The 20,031-nt window shown below is 60.2% G+C and carries 15 protein-coding genes; 13 read left to right on the top strand and 2 right to left on the bottom strand.

Going from position 1 to position 20,031, the window contains the following annotated elements; genetic code table 11:
* Window positions 1–116: 116 nt before the first annotated feature.
* The 8 genes from praA to ACTJLA_RS17735 all read left to right on the top strand — a co-directional run bounded on the left by praA (window position 117) and on the right by ACTJLA_RS17735 (window position 11,038).
* Complete coding sequence (praA, locus tag ACTJLA_RS17700; protein ID WP_089041834.1) at window positions 117–611, top strand: alkane oxidation protein activator PraA; 495 nt, start codon at window positions 117–119, stop codon at window positions 609–611.
* 134 nt (window positions 612–745) lie between these two features.
* Window positions 746–1,231, top strand: a complete 486-nt coding sequence (gene praB / locus ACTJLA_RS17705) for an alkane oxidation protein activator PraB (protein ID WP_014718293.1) — start codon at window positions 746–748, stop codon at window positions 1,229–1,231.
* A gap of 142 nt (window positions 1,232–1,373) precedes the next feature.
* On the top strand, window positions 1,374–2,819 hold the full coding sequence (locus ACTJLA_RS17710) for an outer membrane protein transport protein (protein WP_105227026.1): 1,446 nt from the start codon (window positions 1,374–1,376) through the stop codon (window positions 2,817–2,819).
* 213 nt (window positions 2,820–3,032) lie between these two features.
* Window positions 3,033–5,543, top strand: coding sequence for an acyl-CoA dehydrogenase (locus ACTJLA_RS17715; protein ID WP_440841740.1), 2,511 nt, complete (start codon window positions 3,033–3,035; stop codon window positions 5,541–5,543).
* 227 nt (window positions 5,544–5,770) lie between these two features.
* Window positions 5,771–7,114, top strand: coding sequence for a 3-oxoacyl-ACP reductase (locus ACTJLA_RS17720; RefSeq protein ID WP_440841742.1), 1,344 nt, complete (start codon window positions 5,771–5,773; stop codon window positions 7,112–7,114).
* 3 nt (window positions 7,115–7,117) lie between these two features.
* Complete coding sequence (locus ACTJLA_RS17725) at window positions 7,118–8,008, top strand: MaoC/PaaZ C-terminal domain-containing protein (protein WP_127880602.1); 891 nt, start codon at window positions 7,118–7,120, stop codon at window positions 8,006–8,008.
* A complete protein-coding gene (locus tag ACTJLA_RS17730) occupies window positions 8,005–9,303 on the top strand; it encodes an acetyl-CoA C-acetyltransferase (protein WP_089041830.1) in 1,299 nt (432 codons plus the stop codon). Before ACTJLA_RS17725 ends, ACTJLA_RS17730 begins: the two co-directional genes overlap by 4 nt.
* Before the next feature lie 31 nt (window positions 9,304–9,334).
* Window positions 9,335–11,038: an AMP-binding protein gene (locus ACTJLA_RS17735; RefSeq protein ID WP_440841744.1), complete on the top strand. Its 1,704-nt coding sequence runs from the start codon at window positions 9,335–9,337 to the stop codon at window positions 11,036–11,038.
* Window positions 11,039–11,120: 82 nt separating this feature from the next.
* On the opposite strand, the gene ACTJLA_RS17740 is transcribed toward ACTJLA_RS17735, so the two are convergent.
* The gene (locus ACTJLA_RS17740) at window positions 11,121–12,236 is read right to left on the bottom strand and encodes a Gfo/Idh/MocA family protein (protein ID WP_440841746.1); all 1,116 of its coding nucleotides are present in this window, start codon (window positions 12,234–12,236) and stop codon (window positions 11,121–11,123) included.
* A 324-nt stretch (window positions 12,237–12,560) separates the two neighbouring features.
* Here ACTJLA_RS17740 and ACTJLA_RS17745 point away from each other — a divergent pair, with 324 nt between their 5' ends.
* From ACTJLA_RS17745 to ACTJLA_RS17765, 5 genes are all read left to right on the top strand, one after another.
* Window positions 12,561–13,598: a WD40/YVTN/BNR-like repeat-containing protein gene (locus tag ACTJLA_RS17745; RefSeq protein WP_089041828.1), complete on the top strand. Its 1,038-nt coding sequence runs from the start codon at window positions 12,561–12,563 to the stop codon at window positions 13,596–13,598.
* An 18-nt stretch (window positions 13,599–13,616) separates the two neighbouring features.
* The gene (locus ACTJLA_RS17750) at window positions 13,617–15,992 is read left to right on the top strand and encodes an efflux RND transporter permease subunit (protein WP_057974813.1); all 2,376 of its coding nucleotides are present in this window, start codon (window positions 13,617–13,619) and stop codon (window positions 15,990–15,992) included.
* Window positions 15,993–16,483: 491 nt separating this feature from the next.
* Window positions 16,484–16,771 (top strand): DUF5629 family protein, encoded by a 288-nt coding sequence (locus tag ACTJLA_RS17755; protein ID WP_034126034.1) that lies wholly within the window; start codon window positions 16,484–16,486, stop codon window positions 16,769–16,771.
* A complete protein-coding gene (locus tag ACTJLA_RS17760; RefSeq protein WP_054922650.1) occupies window positions 16,761–17,933 on the top strand; it encodes a lactonase family protein in 1,173 nt (390 codons plus the stop codon). The genes ACTJLA_RS17755 and ACTJLA_RS17760 overlap by 11 nt, the downstream gene beginning before the upstream one ends.
* A gap of 156 nt (window positions 17,934–18,089) precedes the next feature.
* Window positions 18,090–18,269 carry a hypothetical protein gene (locus ACTJLA_RS17765; RefSeq protein ID WP_034126032.1) on the top strand — a complete coding sequence of 60 codons (180 nt, stop codon included), beginning with the start codon at window positions 18,090–18,092 and terminating at the stop codon, window positions 18,267–18,269.
* 57 nt (window positions 18,270–18,326) lie between these two features.
* Here ACTJLA_RS17765 and ACTJLA_RS17770 read toward each other — a convergent pair whose 3' ends face one another.
* Window positions 18,327–19,886, bottom strand: a complete 1,560-nt coding sequence (locus ACTJLA_RS17770) for a hypothetical protein (protein ID WP_057974810.1) — start codon at window positions 19,884–19,886, stop codon at window positions 18,327–18,329.
* Window positions 19,887–20,031: the final 145 nt, after the last annotated feature.

The following is a 20,031-nucleotide window of genomic DNA, read 5'->3' on the forward strand; positions in this document are numbered from 1 at the left end:
AGCCTTCAGGGTGTACTCGGGATCTGTGTATCGCGCAGGTCCCTGTCGCCCGGCGTTTTGAGTGCAAGAACCTGGTTTGACCCTACAACAATAATTTCAAGGGAGGGACGTACACCATGCAAAGTTCTGCCAAGTTCACCGCCCACATCCTGTTGGCGGCCATGGGCCTGATTGCTTACCACCAGGCCCAGGCTGCGCGTATCGAACCCGCTGGCAGTGCCTTTACCGCCCAAGGGCCTATCAGCTTTTCCAAAGGCAAGCTCATCAGTGCCGACTGCACCATCAAGGTAGCCGGCAAAGTTGCAGCCGATGGTTCATCGGTGAATGTCGACAAAGTCGAGTTCGAAGGTGGCCTCAAGTGCAGCCGTGTCGAAGCCATCAACTTGCCTTGGGTGTTAATCGCCAAAGATACAAAAAGCGGCTCCATGTCGAAGATCAGCGTGGACGTGCATGCCTTTGGCCTGGGCGGCAAGTGTGGGCCGTCGACGGCCGACGGGACTTGGGATAACGCCACCGGCAAGTTGGAAGCCGCCGATGTTGCGATTGGCGAAGACTGCAAGATCAAGACGGTGTCGATCAAGATGCCGCCCAACTTCAAAGTTGTCGAATAACGCGTTCCGACTGTTGTAGCGGTAAATGCATTGAAATTTGGCTGGAAAGGGAAGTTCTGCAGTTTCACCGTGACCTCTCGATCATGGCCATTACCCCTGGCGAAATGAATCGCCATAACATGTGAGGAAAAACAATGAAAAGCTTGAAAACCCTCGTTTGTGCAACTTCGTTTGCTCTGTGCTTTGGTGCCGCCTCCATGGCGAGCGCGGCTTCCGTTTCTCCAGACGGTCCGTTCTCGACTAATGCCGGTACCATCGTGGTGAAGTCGCCCTCATCCTTTGGTGCGGCAGTGACTTGCGGCATTACCTTTACCGGCAACGTTAGCGGTGGCGTGGCTTCTATCAACGGTGCTTCCTTGACCGGCGGCGGCCTGTGCGCACTGCCCACGCTGACTAACCTGCCTTGGGTTCTTACCGCTGCGACGGGCACCACCGGCACCGTGACCAACGTAGGCTACAAAATCTCCTCGATTCCGGCCACTAACTGCGGCCCTACCACCATTGCCGTGGCTTGGACTCCTGGTACCAAAACACTTTCGGCTACCAATCAGTCGCTGACCGGCAACTGCACTGTCGTATCGCTGAATGTTGTTGCCCCGACGCTGACGGTTAACCCGTAAGCATGTGACTCCAGAGGGCTGATCACCCGTTGAAAGGCCGATGCCTCATGCGAGGCATCGGTTGGGCAGGGTACTTACGGTCTGCCTACGGCCACACGACCCACCGGCAGGGGCCGGGCGAAATAATAATAAGGAGCAGCGCATGAATAATAAGAAACAACACGCTCACACGTTACTGGGGTTGGCGCTGTTGGGAGGCTTGATGACCACAGGAAATGTGCAGGCGGGCGGCTTCTCCACGCCAACCTACGGTGCGCCTGGCTGGGGGCGCGCGTTTGGTGGCGGTTCATTGTTCAAGAACGACCCCAGTGCCGCGTACAACAACCCGGCGGCCATGGCGTTCATCGATTCAACCATCGTGCAGCAGACCGTCGATTACGCCCGGATCAAGATCAAATATTCTGGCCAGGCGTATGACCATAACGGTAACCCGGTGACCAATACGCCGGTGCTGGATGATCAGGGCAACCTGGGCGATCCGACGCTGAATACGAATAATGGCGGCCAGGGTGGTTTCACCGCATGGCTACCTACTGGCTTTATGGTCATGCCCATCGGCGACCGTTTTGCTTTTGGCCTGAGCCAAGTCGTACCGCAAGGCATGAAAAGTACGTGGAACGAAAACTCTAAGCTGCGAGATTTCGCCGTTGACACCAAGATCGAGACCATTGGCCTGACAGGCTCCTTGTCATTCAAGGTCAATGATGAGTTTTCCGTCGGTGCCGGTGCCATCGTTCAACGTAGCCAAGGGAACGTCAGCCAGAACGTTGACCTGTTGGCTGCTGCGGATGTCTCTCCCGGTCTGGGAGGCACCGGTTTTCCGACCGGCGTCGGGCATTCCTTGATACGCGTGAAAGTCGACAATATCTCAGTGGGCTGGTTTGGCGGCGTGGTTTGGAAGCCGACAGCGCAAGACACGCTGGGCGTGAATTATCACGCCAAGATCAAAAACAAGATGACGGGCAAGTACGACGTTTATACAGACGCGATTGGCCGTAACGCGATGACCAACCCGATTGGTCCGAACGGCGAAACGCTGGTTGAAATGGCCTACCCTGGTCTCAAACTGTTCCCGGATGGCGCGCATGCCAGTGCTCAATTGGATATCCCGGCGACGGCGGCGATTGACTGGGTCCACCAGTTCAATGATCGCTGGACGCTGGGCGTGAGTGCCCAGTGGACAGAGTGGTCCTCGTTCAAGGACCTCACGCTCAAGTCACAAGGCTCGACCATCGTTGCCATACCCTACAACTACAAGAACGCGTGGATGACTTCTATCGGCGGCGACTACAAAGCGACCGACGAACTCACCCTCCGTGCCGGCGTGGCTTACGACCAGACACCGACCCGAAACTCCACCCGTGACCCTCGGATCCCCGACGGGGATCGCTACTTCCTTGCGTTTGGTGCAGGTTATGACATCAAGGCGGTACCAGGCCTGTCGGTGGATGCCGCCTACTCGCACCAATTCGTCCAGAAGGTCAATCTGAAGACCAAGAACGTTGACCGCCTTGGAGGCGCGCAACTGGACGGCAAAGCTGAATCCTCAGGTGACGTGGTCAGCCTGTCGGCGACTTATAAGTTCTGAAGCGCGTGCAAGGCAGGGCACTCAGCGCATCTGGAGGCCTTGCCATGGCTGTTGTTTTCGGCGACGTGCATTGATTCCTTCTTTCGTCAGGCTGACCCGGTCAGCCTATTTTTCCGGCAAGGAATTAAATAAAAATTTCAAAACAAAATTTGAATTAATGATTTGAAGTTTGTAGTGTGGTTTCACGTCCTGAATCAAGTAGAGGTCTCCCCCATGCTTATCTGGTTATTGGTGGGTATCGCAGCAGCGATTGCCCTGGCTTACCGACAAGCCGCCGCCGCCCTGTGGCTAAGCGCCGGCATCCTTTGGCTGGCGGTTGGTTACCTGTTCAACGCGGTGGCCGGCCTGGGCCTTACTGTCGCGGCTTTGCTGGTGGTGCTGCCCGCCTTGGTGCTGGCAATCAAACCCCTGCGCCGCAAGCTGCTGACCACCAAGGCTCTGGGCCTGTTTCGCACGATCATGCCGGCGATGTCCGATACCGAACGTGCGGCGATAGAGTCCGGCACCGTGTGGTGGGATGCCGAGCTGTTCAGCGGCAAGCCCGACTGGCAGCGCCTGCTGCAAGCCGCGCCGGCCAGCCTGAGCGCGGAGGAGCAAGCCTTCCTCGACAACGAAGTCGAAACCCTGTGCGACATCGCCAACGACTGGGAAACCACGCAGGTCTGGCAGGACATGTCCCCCGAAGGCTGGCAGTACACCAAGGATGCCGGGTTCCTCGGCATGATCATTCCCAAGCAGTACGGCGGCAAAGGCTTCTCCCACTACGCCCATTCCCAGGTGGTGATGAAGTTGTCGACACGCTGCTCGGCGGCAGCGATTTCGGTGATGGTCCCCAATTCCCTGGGCCCGGCCGAGCTGCTGCTGCATTACGGCACCGACGCCCAGCGCAACTACTACCTGCCGCGCCTGGCACGCGGTGACGACATTCCGTGTTTCGCCCTGACCAGCCCCTATGCCGGCTCGGATGCAGGCGCGATCCCCGACCTGGGCATCGTCTGCAAAGGTATGCATGAGGGCGAGGAAGTACTGGGTTTCAAAGTGACCTGGGACAAGCGTTACATCACCCTCGGCCCGATTGCCACGGTGCTGGGCCTGGCGTTCCGTGCCGAAGACCCGCAGGGCCTGCTTGGCGCGCCAGGTTCCCTGGGCATTACCTGTGCGTTGATCCCCACCTCCCATCCAGGGGTGAACAGCGGCCGGCGTCACTGGCCGTTGAATGCGGTATTCCAGAATGGTCCTACCACCGGCAAGGATGTGTTCATTCCCTTGGAGTGGGTGATCGGTGGCCGCGAACAAATCGGCAACGGCTGGCGCATGTTGATGGAATGCCTGGCGGCAGGTCGGGCGATTTCCCTGCCTTCGGCCAACGTCGGCCTGGGTAAAGTGGCGGTGCGCGGTACCACAGCCTATGCGGCGATGCGCAAGCAATTCGGCCTGCCCATCGGCAAGTTCGAAGGTGTACAGGCGCCGCTGGCGCGCATGGCCGGGCATCTGTATGCCTGTGATGCGGTGCGCAAGGTGTCGGTAGCGTCCCTGGACGCCGGCGAGAAACCGTCGGTGATCTCGGCCATTGCCAAGTACCACGTCACAGAGCGGGCGCGCATCATCGTCAACGACGGCATGGACATCGTCGCCGGCAAAGGCATCTGCATGGGCCCCAATAACTTCCTCGCCCGTGCCTACCAGCAAAGTCCCATCGCCATTACGGTGGAGGGCGCGAACATCATGACCCGCTGCCTGATCATCTTTGGCCAGGGCTTGATTCGTTGCCATCCCTACGTGTTCCGCGAGATGGAGGCGGCGCACAACCCCGACCGGCGCAAGGCACTGGAAGACTTCGACAGCGCAATGTTTGGCCATGTGAGTTTTGTAGTAGCCAACACCGTACGCGCAGCGGTGCATGCCGTGACCGGCGGGCGCCTGATTGCGGCCCCGGCCAAGACCGACCCGGCGCTGGCTGCCTACTATCGCCAGGCCAATCGGCTGTCGGTGGTGCTGGCGCTGATCTCGGATATCTCCATGGGCGTGCTGGGCGGTGCCCTCAAGCGCAAGGAAAGTATTACCGGGCGCCTGGGGGATATTTTGTCGCAGCTGTACATCCTGTCTTGCGTGCTCAAGCGCTTCGAGGATGACGGCAGGCCCCAGGCGGACTTGCCGCTGGTGCACTGGGCGGCCCAGGACGCCTTGTTGCGCGCCCACGAAGCCTTGGCCGAAGTGCTCGACAACTACCCTTCAAAACCCGCAGCAGCAGTAGTGCGCACCTTGAGCTTTCCGTTTGGCATCCCGCTGCGCAAACCGTCGGACCGCCTGTTGGCGCAGGTGGCGGAGGTGGTGCAGACCCCTGGCGAGACCCGCGACCGTTTGCTGGCCAACTCCTACATCCCACGTCCGGAAGTCGACAAGCTGGCCTACGGCGAATTGGGTTTCCGTTTGCTGCCCCAAGTGGAGCTGATCGAGGCGCGGCTCAAGCCCGCCATCAAGCAAGGTCTGCTCGGCCCGCTGCCGATTTCTGCCACGGCCTTCACCGATTGGCGCGTGAAGGCGCGGGCGCTGGATTTGATCAGCGACGACGAAGACGCCTTGCTGGCGCGCTATGTGGAATACGCCGACCACGGTATCCAGGTGGACGACTTTCCCCAGGACTTTGGTTTGCTGGAGGCTCTGCAGCAGCGTAAGCAGGCGCTCGAGCCGGTGGCCAAACGGCGCAGCGTCCCGGTCAATTAAGAGAAAACCCGGTCCACAGGTGGGAACTGCTTGCCTTGAATACCAGGCAGAAGGCTTTTTGTAGGAGCGAGCTTGCTCGCGAAGAACTCACAGGCGCCGCGTTGATTCAGGAAGCCAGCGTTATCGTTGACGTTTTTCGCGAGCAAGCTCGCTCCTACAGAGGGCGATCCAGTTCCCCACATTTGATCGGTTTATCAGGCAAGAACTGTGTTGTGAGTGGACTCCTTATGAGTGACAGCTACCTTTCGTTCGTCAATTCTCCCTGGGGCCGGCGTCTGGCCCAGGCGGTCGGCTTGCCGCAACCCTTGCCCCTGCAACGGCATCGCAGCGGCCAGGCCGGCCTGGCTAATCCTGTGATCATCGCCGGGGCAGGGCGCCTGGTGGCCTCGGTGCAGCGCGTGTTCAGCGCCACCGACACCGTCGCCGCGAGCCCGGCGACGCTCAAGGCACCGTCCACGGTCAAGGTGCAAGGCGCGGTGTTCGACGCCAGCGGCGTGGCCGACCTGCAACAGTTGGATGAGCTCTACCTGTTCTTTCACAGCAATGCCAAGCGCCTCGGCCAACATGGTCGAGTAGTGGTGCTCGGCACGGCACCCGAGCATTGCAACGACTTGCCCCAGGCCATCGCCCAACGCGCCCTTGAAGGCTTGGTGCGGTCGCTGGCCAAGGAGCTGCGCCGCGCGATCACCGTGCAACTGCTGTACGTGGCGCCGGGCGCGGAAGACGCGCTGGACAGCAGCCTGGGGTTTTTCCTGTCGCGCCGTTCCGCCTATGTCTCGGGGCAGGTGGTGCGCCTGGAAAAACCGGTCGATGGCCATGCCGCCATCAACTGGGACAAACCCTTTGCCGGCAAACGCGCCCTGGTCACCGGCGCCTCCCGTGGCATCGGCCTGGCGATTGCCCAGGTGCTGGCGCGGGACGGTGCCCATGTGGTGTGTGTGGACGTGCCCCAGGCCCAGGAAGCCTTGCAGCAGGCGGCGACCAGCGTGGGCGGTTCGGCGTTGCCCCTGGATATCACCGCCGCCGACACCGCCTCACTGTTGCAAACCCACGTCAGCCAATACGGCGCCTTTGATGTGGTGGTGCACAACGCCGGGATCACCCGCGACAAGACCATCGCCAAAATGACCGAGGGCGCCTGGCGCAGTGTGCTGGCGGTCAATCTCGAAGCGCCGTGGCAGCTCAGTGAGGCCTTGCTCGACAGTCAGGGTTTGAACCCTGGTGGGCGCATTGTGTGCGTGTCGTCGATTTCCGGTATCGCCGGCAACCTGGGGCAGAGCAACTACGCCACGTCCAAGGCCGGTGTGATAGGCCTGGTACAGGGCCTGGCACCGCGTGCGGCAGCCCGGCAGGTCACGGTGAACGCGGTGGCGCCCGGCTTTATCGAGACCCAGATGACCGCGAAGATCCCGCTGATGATCCGCGAAGCGGGGCGGCGCATGAATTCGTTGTCCCAGGGCGGGCAACCCATCGACGTGGCCGAGACCATTGCCTGGCTGGCGCATCCGGCGTCGGGCGGCGTCAATGGCCAGGTGGTGCGGGTGTGCGGCCAAAGCCTGTTGGGAGCCTGACCGATGGACTACGTGACGCAGATTATCGACCCACCGCCGTCGCGCACGCAGTTATTGCTCGACGGCCTGCGCGCCTTGCGCAAACCCAAACTCGACGGTGCGCCGCCATTGCCTGCAGCACGCCTGGTGCGCAGCGCGGTGGAGCTTTCGTCGGCCGGTATCGCCGCTTACGCACGGGCGTGTGGCTTTCGTCGCGAACAGGGCGTGCCATTGTCCTATCCCCATGTGCTGGCGTTCCCACTGCACCTCATGCTGCTGACTCGGCCAAGCTTCCCGTACCCGGCCAGTGGCATGGTGCACCTGGCCAATCGCATTTGTCAGCACCAACGCTTGCACGAGGGCCAGGCGGTGCGCCTGGAAGTGTATTGCGAGCGCTGGGTGGCCCATCCAAAAGGGCAGGCCTTGAGTATCGCCACCCGTGCCTACAGCCAGGAAACCCTGGTGTGGGAAAGCGACAGTCTGTATTTGCGCCGTGACGTCAGCAATCCGGTGGGTGAACCCTGGAATGACCCTCTGCCACTGCAGGAAGACGGTCTGTTACGCACCCAGCGCTGGGTACTGCCCGCCGACCTGGGGCGACGCTTTGCCAAGGTGTCGGGGGATTTCAATCCCATTCACACGTCGGTCATCGGTGCCAGGCTGTTCGGCTTTCGTCGCGCCATCGCCCATGGCATGTGGACCCTGGGCCGCGCATTGGCAGCGCAACAGCCGCCCGGTGGCCTGGACCAGGCCGAGGCCCATTGCGACTTCAAATTGCCGATCTTCCTGCCCGGACAGGTCGCCCTGTGGGGCCACCCCGTAAGTGGGCCACGGCGCGAGTTCGAAGTGCGCAATTTCGCCGGGGACAAGCCCCATATGCGCGGGCTATTCATTTGGAAAGAGAGCCAGCAATGAGTGACTACAGTTTTACCCCAGCCCCGACCCGCCGCGTGGCGATTATCGGCGGCAACCGTATTCCATTTGCGCGCTCCAACACGGTGTATGCCCACGACAGTAACCAGGACCTGCTGGTCGCCGCCCTGCAAGGATTGGTGGAGCGCTACAACCTGCACGGCCAACGCCTGGGTGAGTTTGCCGCCGGAGCGGTGATCAAGCACTCACGGGATTTCAACCTGGCCCGCGAGGCGCTGTTGTCCACCACGTTGTCTGCGCAAACCCCTGCCTATGATGTGCAACAAGCCTGTGGCACAGGGCTTGAAGCTGCGCTGCTGGTGGCGAATAAAATCGCCCTCGGCCAGATCGAAGTGGGCGTTGCCGGTGGTGCCGACACCACCTCCGACGCGCCCATTGGCATCAACGAATCCTTGCGCCATACCTTGCTTGCGGCCAATCGCGCCAAAAGCCTGGGCGACAAGCTCAAGGCCTTGATGAAAGTACGCCCATCGATGCTGTTCAAACCGTTGCTGCCGCGCAATGGCGAGCCGCGCACCGGCCTGTCCATGGGCGAGCACTGCGAAGAAATGGCCAAGCGCTGGCAGATCAAGCGCCTGGCCCAGGACGAGCTGACCCTCACCAGCCACCAGCGCCTGGATGCGGCTTATAAACGCGGCTTCTTCGACGACCTGATCAGCCCCCATCGCGGCTTGGCCCGTGACAACAACCTGCGTGCCGATATCAGCCTGGAAAAGCTCGCCGGCTTGTCGCCGGCCTTCGACCGCCAGAACGGCACGCTCACCGCCGGCAACTCCACGCCCCTGACCGATGGCGCCTCGGTGGTGCTGCTGGCCAGTGAAGAATGGGCCGCCGCCAATGGCTGGCCGGTGTTGGCCTACTTGCGCACCGGCGAAACGGCTGCGGTGAATTTTGTCGACGGCACCGAGGGCCTACTGATGGCGCCGGCTTACGCCGTGCCACGCATGCTTGCGCGGGAAGGCTTGAGGTTTGCCGACTTCGACTTCTTCGAGATCCACGAAGCGTTCGCCGCCCAGGTGTTGTGCACGCTCAAGGCGTGGGAAGACCCGCAGTATTGCCGCGAGCGACTCGGCCTTGACGCCCCCCTGGGCGCCATCGACCGGGCCAAGATGAACGTCAACGGCGGCTCATTGGGCTGCGGCCATCCGTTTGCGGCCACCGGTGGCCGGCAACTGGCGGCGCTGGCCAAGGCCATCCATGAACGCGGTGGCGGTCGCGGCCTGATTTCGATCTGCGCGGCGGGTGGGTTGGGCATCACCGCCATCGTCGAAAAGTAGCGCTATCAAAAACAACAATAAGGACACTGCGATGAACGCTATCAGCCTGGAACACACCGAACGCATTTGGTTGAACACTTACCTGCCCGGCGTGCCAGCGGACATTGACGCCGGGATCGAGGACTACCCGTCGCTGCGCGAAGTGTTCCTGGAGCATCTGGAGAAGTTCCGTGAACGGGTGGCCTACGTCAGCATCGGCACGCAAATGACCTATGCCGATTGGCGCACCCAGGGCATTGCCTTTGCCGCCTGGCTGCAGGACCAGGGCGTGAAGAAGGGCGACCGCGTGGCCCTGATGATGCCCAACTGCTTGCAGTACCCGATCTGCCTGCTGGGCACGATCCTGGCCGGGGCGGTGGTGGTCAACGTCAACCCGTTGTACACCGCCCACGAACTCAAGCACCTGCTCAAGGACAGTGGCGCCGAAACCGTGGTGATCTTCGAAAATTTCGCGCATACCCTGGAAAAAGCCATGGTGGGCAGCAGCGTCAAGCGAGTGGTGGTCGCGGCCATTGGCGACTTGCTGGGCACCTTCAAGGGCGCGGCAATGAACTTCATCCTGCGCAGCGTGCAGAAGCAGGTACCGGCCTTCAGGCTGCCCGGTTCGCTGCGTTTCAACCAGGTGCTCAAACAGGGCAGGGCCATGCACCATTTGCCGGTCAGCCTGCACCGCGATGAACTGGCCTTCCTGCAATACACCGGCGGCACCACCGGCGATGCCAAGGGCGTGATGCTCAGCCATCGCAATATCATTGCCAACCTGCTGCAAGCCAAGGCCTGGGTCGGTGACCAGTTAAACCTGCACAAGCAGGAAACCAACGTGACCTTGCTGCCGCTGTACCACATCTTCTCACTGACGGTGAACTGCCTGATGTTCATGTGCCTGGGCGGGCGCAATATCCTCATCGCCAACCCTCGGGACGTGAAGCGCGTGCAAATGATCCTGCGCAAGGAACGCTTCAATGGCATTGCCGGGGTGAACACGCTGTTCAACGGGTTGCTGGAGAACAAGGAATTTTGTGCACGGGACTTTTCCGACCTGCGCCTGGTGATTGCTGGCGGCATGGCCACCCACACCGCCGTGGCCAAGCGCTGGAAAGAGGTGACCGGGCTGCCGATCATCGAAGGCTACGGGCTGACCGAATGCTCGCCCGTGGTGAGCATCAGCCCTATTGATATTTCCCGCATGCGCGAGATGGAATTCACCGGCAGCATTGGCGTGCCATTGCCCTCTACCTGGGTGCGCTTCGTACGCGAAGACGGCGAACTGGCGGATATCGGCGAGCAGGGCGAGTTGCAAGTACGTGGCCCGCAAGTGATGCAGGGCTACTGGCAACGGCCGAAGGAAACCGCTGAGGTGCTGGATGCCGAGGGCTGGTTGTCCACCGGGGACATCGGCGTGATGGACGCACGCGGGTATATCCGCCTGGTGGACCGCAAGAAGGACATGATCCTGGTCTCGGGCTTCAACGTGTACCCCAATGAAATCGAGGACGTGGTGGCCATGCACCCTGGGGTTGCTGAAGTGGCGGCCATTGGGGTCGAAGACCCAGTGACCGGGGAGAAGGTCAAGATCATCGTCGTGCGCAAGGACCCGAGCCTGACCCAGGAGCAGATTCTTGCGCACTGCCGGGAGTACCTGACGGGGTACAAGCTGCCAAAATATGTGGAGTTTCGCACCACGGAACTGCCTAAGACCACGGTGGGCAAAGTGCTGCGTCGGGCCTTGCGCTGATTGAATGGTTCAGATGACCAAATGTGGGAGCGGGCTTGCTCGCGAATGCGNAGCGTATTCGCGAGCAAGCCCGCTCCCACTTTTAAACCGTGTCCACTTTGACCCAGCGTTCCTCAAGGGCGGCCACTCGAATCGCCGTCGCCAACCGCTCCACCTCCCACGCCGCCTCAAAGTCCGTCCCCTGGTCCCCTTGGCCGGCCAGCGCCATGATCAACTCGTGCACTTCCAACGTCTTCAACTCGTTGTAGCCCAACTGATGCCCCGCCGCCGGGCTGAATGCCGCATAGCCGGGCAGGGCAGGGCCAGCCAGCACGCGCTGGAAGCCGTCCTGGCCGATGCGGTACAGGCGCAGTTCATTCAAGCGTTCCTGGTCAAACGCCAGCGTGCCTTGGGTGCCGCTGATCTCGAAACTCAGATGGTTTTTGTAGCCGTGCTTGAGCCAACTGCTGCTCACCGTGCCACGGGCGCCGTTGGCGAAGCGCAACAGGGCATGCACCTGGTCATCCACGGCAATGGCTTTTGAGGTTGGGCTGCCGGCGGTGGCGGGGCGTTGGTTGTGCACGGTCTGGGTATCGGCACAGACATGGGTCACGTCGCCCACCAGGTAGCGGGCCATTGACAGCAAATGGCTGCCCAGGTCAGCCAGGGCGCCGCCAGCATGCTCCACTTCGCAGCGCCACGACCAAGGGGAGGCCGGGTCCGCCATGAAGTCTTCGCTGAACTCACCTTGGAAACTGATGATCTGGCCCAGTTCGCCCTGGGCAATCATCTGCCGGGCCAGCACGATCATGGGGTTGTGCTGGTAGTTATAGCCGACACGCGTCACCACCCCGGCGGTATGGGCTGCGCGGCGCATGGCGTCGGCTTGTTCGAGGCTGACGGCCAGGGGTTTCTCGCAATACACGGCTTTGCCGGCCGCAATCGCGGCCATGGCCATGGGGTAATGCAAATGGTTGGGGGTGGTGATGGCCACGACGTCGACCTTTGGGTCGTTGATCAGCGCTTGCCAGTCACCATGGGCCTGGGCAAACCCCCAGGCGCTGGCGCAACGCTGGGCGCGTTCGGTGTCGGCATCGGCCAGGGCGGCCAGCTTGAGCTGCACCGGCAGTTCAAATACCGCCCGGGCGTTGTTGAACGCCAGCGCGTGGGCGCGGCCCATGAAGCCTGTGCCGATCAAGCCGATTCCGAGTTCACGCATCGTCGTGGTCCTTTGGATTATTGTTTTCAGGAAAGCTATTAATGGAATAAAAATTCACTGAATTCAATAGATAGAATAAAAATTCATTTCTCCTGATCGTTCCCACGTGGGGCCATCATTTCAGCTGATATAGCTATATTCAGCACATGGCCAAACGCCGCCAGTTAACAAAAGATAACGTAGCGCCGATTGTCAGACGATTCCAAAGCCCGATAGGATGGCTCCTGCTTCCTCCAGGCGCTCTAGATTGCAGGTTTCAAGGTCCTGGCAGAGAAGACGACCTAACAATAATAAATGGGAGAAAGGTCTATGAGTGAGCCTGTCATGGGTTGGGTTGTTTGCCGCCCACGCGCCGCACGCAGGGTTGCGTTGCTGGCCACAGCGCTCTCGCTGCTTGCTGGCAGCGCATTGTCGCTGCCGGTTCTGGCCGCCAGCGATACCTCCGCCGCCGCAGTCTTTGCAATTGAATCCCCCAAGGCCGCCAAAGGCTTGATGATCGACGTGGTTCACGCGGGCAAGCGCCTGGTGGCGGTCGGTGATCGGGGGCATATCCTTTATTCCGATGACCAGGGCAACACCTGGGCCCAAGCCAAAGTACCCACCCGGCAACTGCTCACGGCGGTGTTTTTCGTTGATGATCAGCACGGTTGGGCCGTCGGCCACGATGCGCAGATTCTTGCCAGTACCGATGGCGGCGCCACGTGGACCCAGCAATATCAAGACCTCAAACGCGAAGCGCCGTTGCTCGATGTGTGGTTCAACGACGCCAACCACGGCCTGGCCGTGGGCGCCTACGGTGCGTTGATCGAGACCACCGACGCCGGCAAAACCTGGAACGATGTCAGCGAGCGCCTCGACAACGAAGACCAGTACCACCTCAACGCCATTGCACACGTCAAGGGCGCCGGCCTGTTTATCGTCGGTGAGCAAGGCAGCATGTTTCGCTCAAGCGACGACGGCCAGACCTGGGAAAAACTCGAAGGCCCCTACGAGGGTTCGCTGTTTGGCGTGATCAGCACCGCACAGCCGCAAACTCTGCTGGCGTATGGGTTGCGCGGCAACCTCTACCGCTCCACCGATTTCGGCAGCACTTGGGAACAGGTCCAATTGAACGCAGCGCGTGGTGCGTTGGAGTTTGGCCTGTCGGGGGCGACCTTGCTGGAGGACGGTTCCATTGTTGTGGTCGGCAACGGCGGCAGCGTGGTGGTCAGCCATGACGACGGCCAGACCTTCAGTGTGTTCAATCGCCCGGACCGTATTTCACTCTCGGCGGTCACGGCGGCCGGCAATGGCAATTTGATCCTCGCGGGGCAGGGTGGCGTGCGGGTTGCCACATCGGCCGGCGCAGAGCTCTCACAATAATAAGAAGGCGGGGACTCAATGAGCAGTCATCACAACGATAAAGCGACCTTTCTTGAACGTCTGATCTTCAACAATCGCCCGGCGGTGATCGTCATCTGCCTGCTGGTGAGCCTCTTCCTGTTCTGGCAGGCGACCTTGATTCGCCCGTCCACCAGTTTTGAAAAGATGATCCCGCTCAAGCACCCCTTCATCGAAAAAATGATGGAGCACCGCAACGATTTGGCCAACCTGGGCAACACCGTGCGTATTTCGGTGGAAGCCAAGGACGGGGACATTTTCACCAAGGAGTACATGGAGACCCTGCGCCAGATCCACGACGAGGTGTTCTACATCTCCGGTGTGGACCGCTCGGGCCTCAAGTCGCTGTGGAGCCCCAGCGTGCGCTGGACCGAGGTGACCGAAGAAGGTTTTGCCGGCGGGGAGGTGATCCCGCAGAGCTACAACGGTTCGCCGCAGAGCCTCGACCAGTTGCGCAATAACGTGCTCAAGTCCGGCCAGGTCGGGCGGCTGGTCGCCAATGACTTCAAGTCGAGCATCGTTGATATCCCGCTGTTGGAGTCCTACCCGGACCCGCAAGACCAGGGCAAGTTGCTGGCCCTGGACTACCGCAAGTTCTCCCATGAACTCGAAGACAAGATCCGCGACAAGTTCGAAACCCAGAACCCCAACGTCAAGATTCATATTGTCGGCTTTGCCAAAAAGGTCGGCGACCTGATCGATGGCCTGGTGATGGTGGTGCTGTTCTTCGGCGTTGCGTTCGTCATCACCCTGATTCTGCTGCTGTGGTTCACCAACTGCCTGCGCAGCACCATTGCGGTGTTGAGCACGACATTGGTGGCGGTGGTCTGGCAACTGGGGTTGATGCACTTCTTCGGTTTCGGACTGGACCCGTATTCGATGCTGGTGCCGTTCCTGATCTTCGCCATCGGCATTTCCCATGGGGTGCAAAAGATCAACGGCATTGCCCTGCAATCCAGCGAGGCAGACAACGCCCTCACCGCCGCGCGGCGCACCTTCCGGCAACTGTTCCTGCCGGGGATGATCGCCATTCTGGCGGATGCGGTGGGCTTCATCACGCTGCTGATCATCGACATCGGCGTGATCCGCGAACTGGCTATCGGCGCGTCCATCGGCGTGGCGGTGATCGTGTTCACTAACCTGATCCTGCTGCCGGTCGCGATTTCCTACGTGGGCATCAGCAAGCGCGCCATCGCCAAGAGCAAGAAAGACGCGAACCGCGAACATAGCTTCTGGCGCCTGCTGTCCAAATTTGCCAGCCCGAAAGTCGCGCCGGTTTCGGTATTCCTGGCGTTGATCGCCTTTGGTGGCGGCCTCTGGTACAGCCAGAACCTGAAGATTGGCGACCTGGACCAAGGCGCACCGGAACTGCGCCCGGATTCGCGCTACAACAAGGACAACAACTTCATCATCAGCAATTACTCCACCAGCTCCGACGTGTTGGTGGTGATGGTCAAGACCAAGGCCGAAGGCTGCTCGCGCTATGAAGCCATGGCGCCCATCGACCAGTTGATGTGGAAGATGCAGAACACCGAGGGCGTGCAGTCGGCGATCTCGTTGGTGACCGTGTCCAAGCAAATGATCAAGGGCATGAACGAGGGCAACCTGAAATGGGAAACCCTGTCGCGCAACCCGGATGTGCTGAACAACTCCATCGCCCGTGCCGATGGCTTGTACAACAACAATTGCTCCCTGGCGCCGGTGCTGGTGTTCCTCAACGACCACAAGGCCGAAACCCTCGACCGCGCGGTGCATGCGGTGCAGGACTTCGCCAAGGAAAACAACAAGGACGGCCTGGAATTCATTCTCGCAGCGGGTAATGCCGGGATCGAAGCGGCCACCAACGAGGTGATCAAGGAGTCGGAACTGATCATCCTGATCCTGGTGTACCTGTGCGTGGCGACCATGTGCATGATCACCTTCCGCTCCTGGGCGGCGACCCTGTGCATCGTGTTGCCGCTGGTGCTGACCTCGGTACTGGGTAACGCACTGATGGCGTTCATGGGCATTGGCGTCAAGGTCGCAACCTTGCCGGTGGTAGCCCTGGGTGTGGGGATTGGCGTGGACTACGGCATCTACATCTACAGCCGCCTGGAAAGCTTCCTGCGCGCTGGCTTGCCGTTGCAAGAGGCCTATTACCAGACGTTGAAATCCACCGGTAAGGCCGTGCTGTTCACCGGCTTGTGCCTGGCCATTGGCGTGTGCACCTGGATCTTCTCGGCCATCAAGTTCCAGGCCGACATGGGTTTGATGTTGACCTTCATGTTGCTGTGGAACATGTTCGGCGCGCTGTGGCTGTTGCCGGCGCTGGCGCGATTCCTGATCAAGCCTGAAAAGCTGGCAGGGCAGAAGGGCAACTCGTTGTTCGCGCATTGATCCTGCTCCCAAAAGGCGGGAGCGGGCTTGCCTGCGATAGGCATAGGTATCTACACAACGTTGGCGCAAAGCTGGACCTGTGGCGAGGGAGCTTGCTCCCGTGACGGCCTGACAGCCGAAGCTGATCCAACTGACGCACCGTGCCAAGTGTGGGAGCTGGCTTGCCTGCGAAGACGGCCTGGCAGCCAACTGGGATGTTGGATCAGAGCGCGTAGATGTCTGATACCGCAGGAATGGATATTTACCCGGTATAACTGCGTCGGCCGTCAGGCTGCCATCGCAGGCAAGCCAGCTCCCACAGTTTGATCGTGGGGGTGTCAGGTAGGCGGGCGTTGGCTGTCAGGCCGTCACGGGAGCAAGCTCCCTCGCCACAGGTTTAGCGTCGTACCGAAGTTGTAGATACCTATGCTGCGATAGCATCACCGCAGTGTTCAACCTCTAGGTTACAGCCTGGGCTATCATTGCGGCTTTCCCCAAAATGATTGACTGCCATGACTGCTGACACCCTGACCTGCGTCCTTGCCACCAGCGATATGCTGATCATCAATGGACTGCACGCCTTTGACTTCGAGCTTGATCAGCAACTGCAGATCCAAAGCATGGATGGCCGGGAACTCAAGCGCTGGACCTTCAGTCCAGAACAATTGCAGGCGGCTACCTTTGACGAGAGCTTGCAAAGCTGGTTGCTGATCAACGACGACGGTGAGCACCGTCTGGTCTGCTTGAGCGCCATCCAGGGCGACAACAATAACGACGAGGACGAAGCAGATGATGCGTAAATTCTGGCCCCTGCTGATGGCAGGCAGTGTCGGTGCGATGTCGGTGCAGGCCGCGCCGGCCGATATCCATGAACTGTTGGTCGGCAGCTATACGGCCGGCACCAGTGAAGGGATCTACCGCCTGCAATTCGACAGTAGCACCGGGCAGTTCAGCGGCAAGCCAGTGCTGGCGGCGAAAACCGCCAACCCTTCCTGGCTGACGATCTCCAAAGATCAGAAGCAGTTGTTTGTGGTCAATGAGAACGGCCCCGGCCAGGCAGACCCGGTGGGGCGTGTCAGCAGCTATAGCATCGACCCCCAGAACCACCAGTTGACCCTGATCAACCAGGTGCAGAGCCTGGGCAATGAGCCGACCCATTCCAGTGTGGCCGCCGATGGGCGTTACCTGTTCGTCGCCAACTATTCGGTGGTGGAAGACCCGGGTGGCAGCCTGGCAATCCTGCCGGTGGATGCCAGCGGCAAGCTGTCGGCACCGGTGCAATTGAGCGGGCACCCGGCCAGCCGTGTGAACCCGGAGCGCCAGGCGTCCAACCATGTGCATTCGGTAGTGTCGTCGCCGGACGGCAAGTATGTATTCGTGCAGGACCTGGGCGCGGACAAGGTGTTTGCCTACCGCTACGACCCCAAGGCCAATCACGAGCTGCCACTGACAGCGGCCGACCCGGCGTCGGTGCAGTTGCCACCGGGCAGCGGGCCGCGTCACTTGCTGTTCAGCGCGGACGGCAAACACGCCTGGCTGACCACTGAGATGAGCGCCCAGGTAGCCGTGTTCGATTACAACGACGGCAAGCTGACGCAAACCCAGTTGCTCGACTATGCCGCCGGCCAACCGGTGTCCGACAAGGCCGGTGCGGCGTTGCATGCGTCAAACGACGGCAAATTCCTGTACGTGAGCAACCGTGGCACGGCCAATCAGATGCTGGTGTTCAGCATCGATCCAGCCACCGCGCACCTCAAGGAAATCCAGCGGCGTTCTGTCGAAGGCGACCATCCGCGTGAGTTCAGCCTCGACCCTAGCGGAAAATTCCTGCTGATCGCCAACCAGAAAAGCAATGAAATTGTCGTCGTCGAGCGCGACCCCAAGACCGGCCTGCTGGGTAAAACCGTGCAGAAATTGCCGATCGATGCCCCCAGTGACCTCAAGTTCCTGGTGCGTCAATAAGCCACAGGCCCCGCACTGCGGGGCCTGAGCCTTTGTATTAATCGCAGTGATAACGGCTACTGTTTCAAAGCATTTCTAAGGTTCAACCCTCGGGCGTAAGTTGGGTTCCAAGGCCTTCCCAGGCCACCCAACCAAACGAACACAAGGGTTACCGCCATGAACTTCAATCTCTTCTCGATCATCGCTGCTTCTGCTGTTTCCGCCACCGTGGCCTTGCCTGCCGCCGCCAGCGTGGAAGTCACCGGCAAAAAATCCAATGTCACGGCTTATACTCAGAAGTACCTGCAACAGAGTGCCAACTTTTATGCGGCGCTGGATCACAAGATTCAAAACTGATTGTCGAGGGATTCAAACCCCAAGCCACTCGCGAGAGTGCCTTGGGGTTTGACGTATCTAGCTGATGGTCAATATCCGACGCAAGGATTCATTCAGGTCTATTGCGCGCGCGCGGGTGAAGCTGCTTGAGATCACGTAATAGAACTCGAAGCTGTAGCCTTTGAACTGGCGCAATTGTTCCCAGTAAAACACCTGCTTGACCGGCGCACCGACGGGCCAGGATTGGCCAACGACTTGTGTCTCGGTATGGAGGATCACCTCGTTCAACCCTTTTACAAGTCGAAAGATCCACAGAATCTCGTCGGTGGGTTGCCGCCAGGCATAGTAGGGGCAGCGTGCGATGACATGCGCCGGGTCGTTACCGATGTGATCGTCTGGGTAGCCCTCAAGGTCCGGTGGCTCCAGGCGAACCACTGAGCCTCTGACCTCGGCGCTGGTTTTCTTGGAGTACACCTCGTAGGGCGGGCCGGACTTTCTCAATACGAAGCTGGTCTCCACCCGGCCCTCAGCGGCCATCCGTATATCAAGGTAATCGATGAACACTGAATAGACCTGGCCACCTCGCCTGATCTCGACAAATTTGTGAATGATTTTGACGCCACCTTTAGGCGGGTAGATGCGGAACATCACATCATAAATATCACCCACCTGGCCCACGCTTGACGGCGTGCGAACCTGCATCTCCAGGGGGTTTTCCCCCACGACTTCAAGGTCGATATAGCCAGGTGGCCCGCCATTGACGATGACGGGGCCATCCGTCAGTTGCTGGCCCAGGTTCACCGAGACCTCCACGCTGGCCGAGCCGGGCGTCGAGACATTCCCCACCAGGTCCCGCACCTCCAGCCAGACGTACAGGCGATCACTGTCGCCGGCTTCAAGCAAATCCGCATAGGTCACCAGGATCACTGTGGGCTTGAGAGCCCCCGCAATGTTTTGCGTCTTGATCACCGATCCCCAGTGAAGATCGACTTCATCGGTTGGGTTGGTGTTTGGGGGCGGCTGAAGCGTGATAGTGACGCCTTTGCTGGCGTTGCCTGGGACGATGACCGTCTCGGATACGCTGAATTTCAGTCCTGAATGCCCGGGTACTGTAGGGCCATCGTTGTCGTCACCGGCGGGAAGGTCGGTCTTGACCAGCGTCAGCAGCGGGTAAGACCTGTCGTAGTCCGTGCCGCCGGCATAGTGGACCACATACACCAGGGCATACGGGCCGTCGGGCAGGTCCTTCTGTTCGGCGGCGAAAAAGTAGGCGTTGTTCAGCTCCTCGCCAGGTTTGAGCTGCTTGGTGGCGAGTACCGACACAGTGCCGTCGTCGAGTAGTTTACCGACCGTAATGACATCGCCCGGCGCCGCGGCCCAGCCTTTGTCTACCTGAATCGTCATGCCCGACTCAAACAACCACTTCGGGACGCCAGCGTCGTAGCCTTTGACGTTCTCACTCATGCCGGGAATGTAAAGCCGGTCGAGGTACTTGGGCGCCTTCTTTTCCTCCAGCGTCATGATGGTGTGTGATGGGGCCGGAACCTTCTGTTTGGCAGAGGCTTTGGTTTTGGTCTTTCCCTCTGCCGCTGCTGGCTTGGTCGCAGGCGCGGATGTCTGGTTTTTTTTGGCTGGCATGGCTGTTCTCCTGTTCCTGCGAAGTGTGCTGTTGGCGCTATCAAACGCCTGAATCCGGGCATTGGCTACTGTCAGAATTAACAGGTACCGATCCAGGGGCATCCTGCACTACCTGTTAATTCTGACAGTAGGCACGCCGCGATTT

It is taken from the genome of Pseudomonas sp. 22072, assembly GCF_052046095.1.
Lineage (GTDB): Bacteria > Pseudomonadota > Gammaproteobacteria > Pseudomonadales > Pseudomonadaceae > Aquipseudomonas > Aquipseudomonas paracarnis.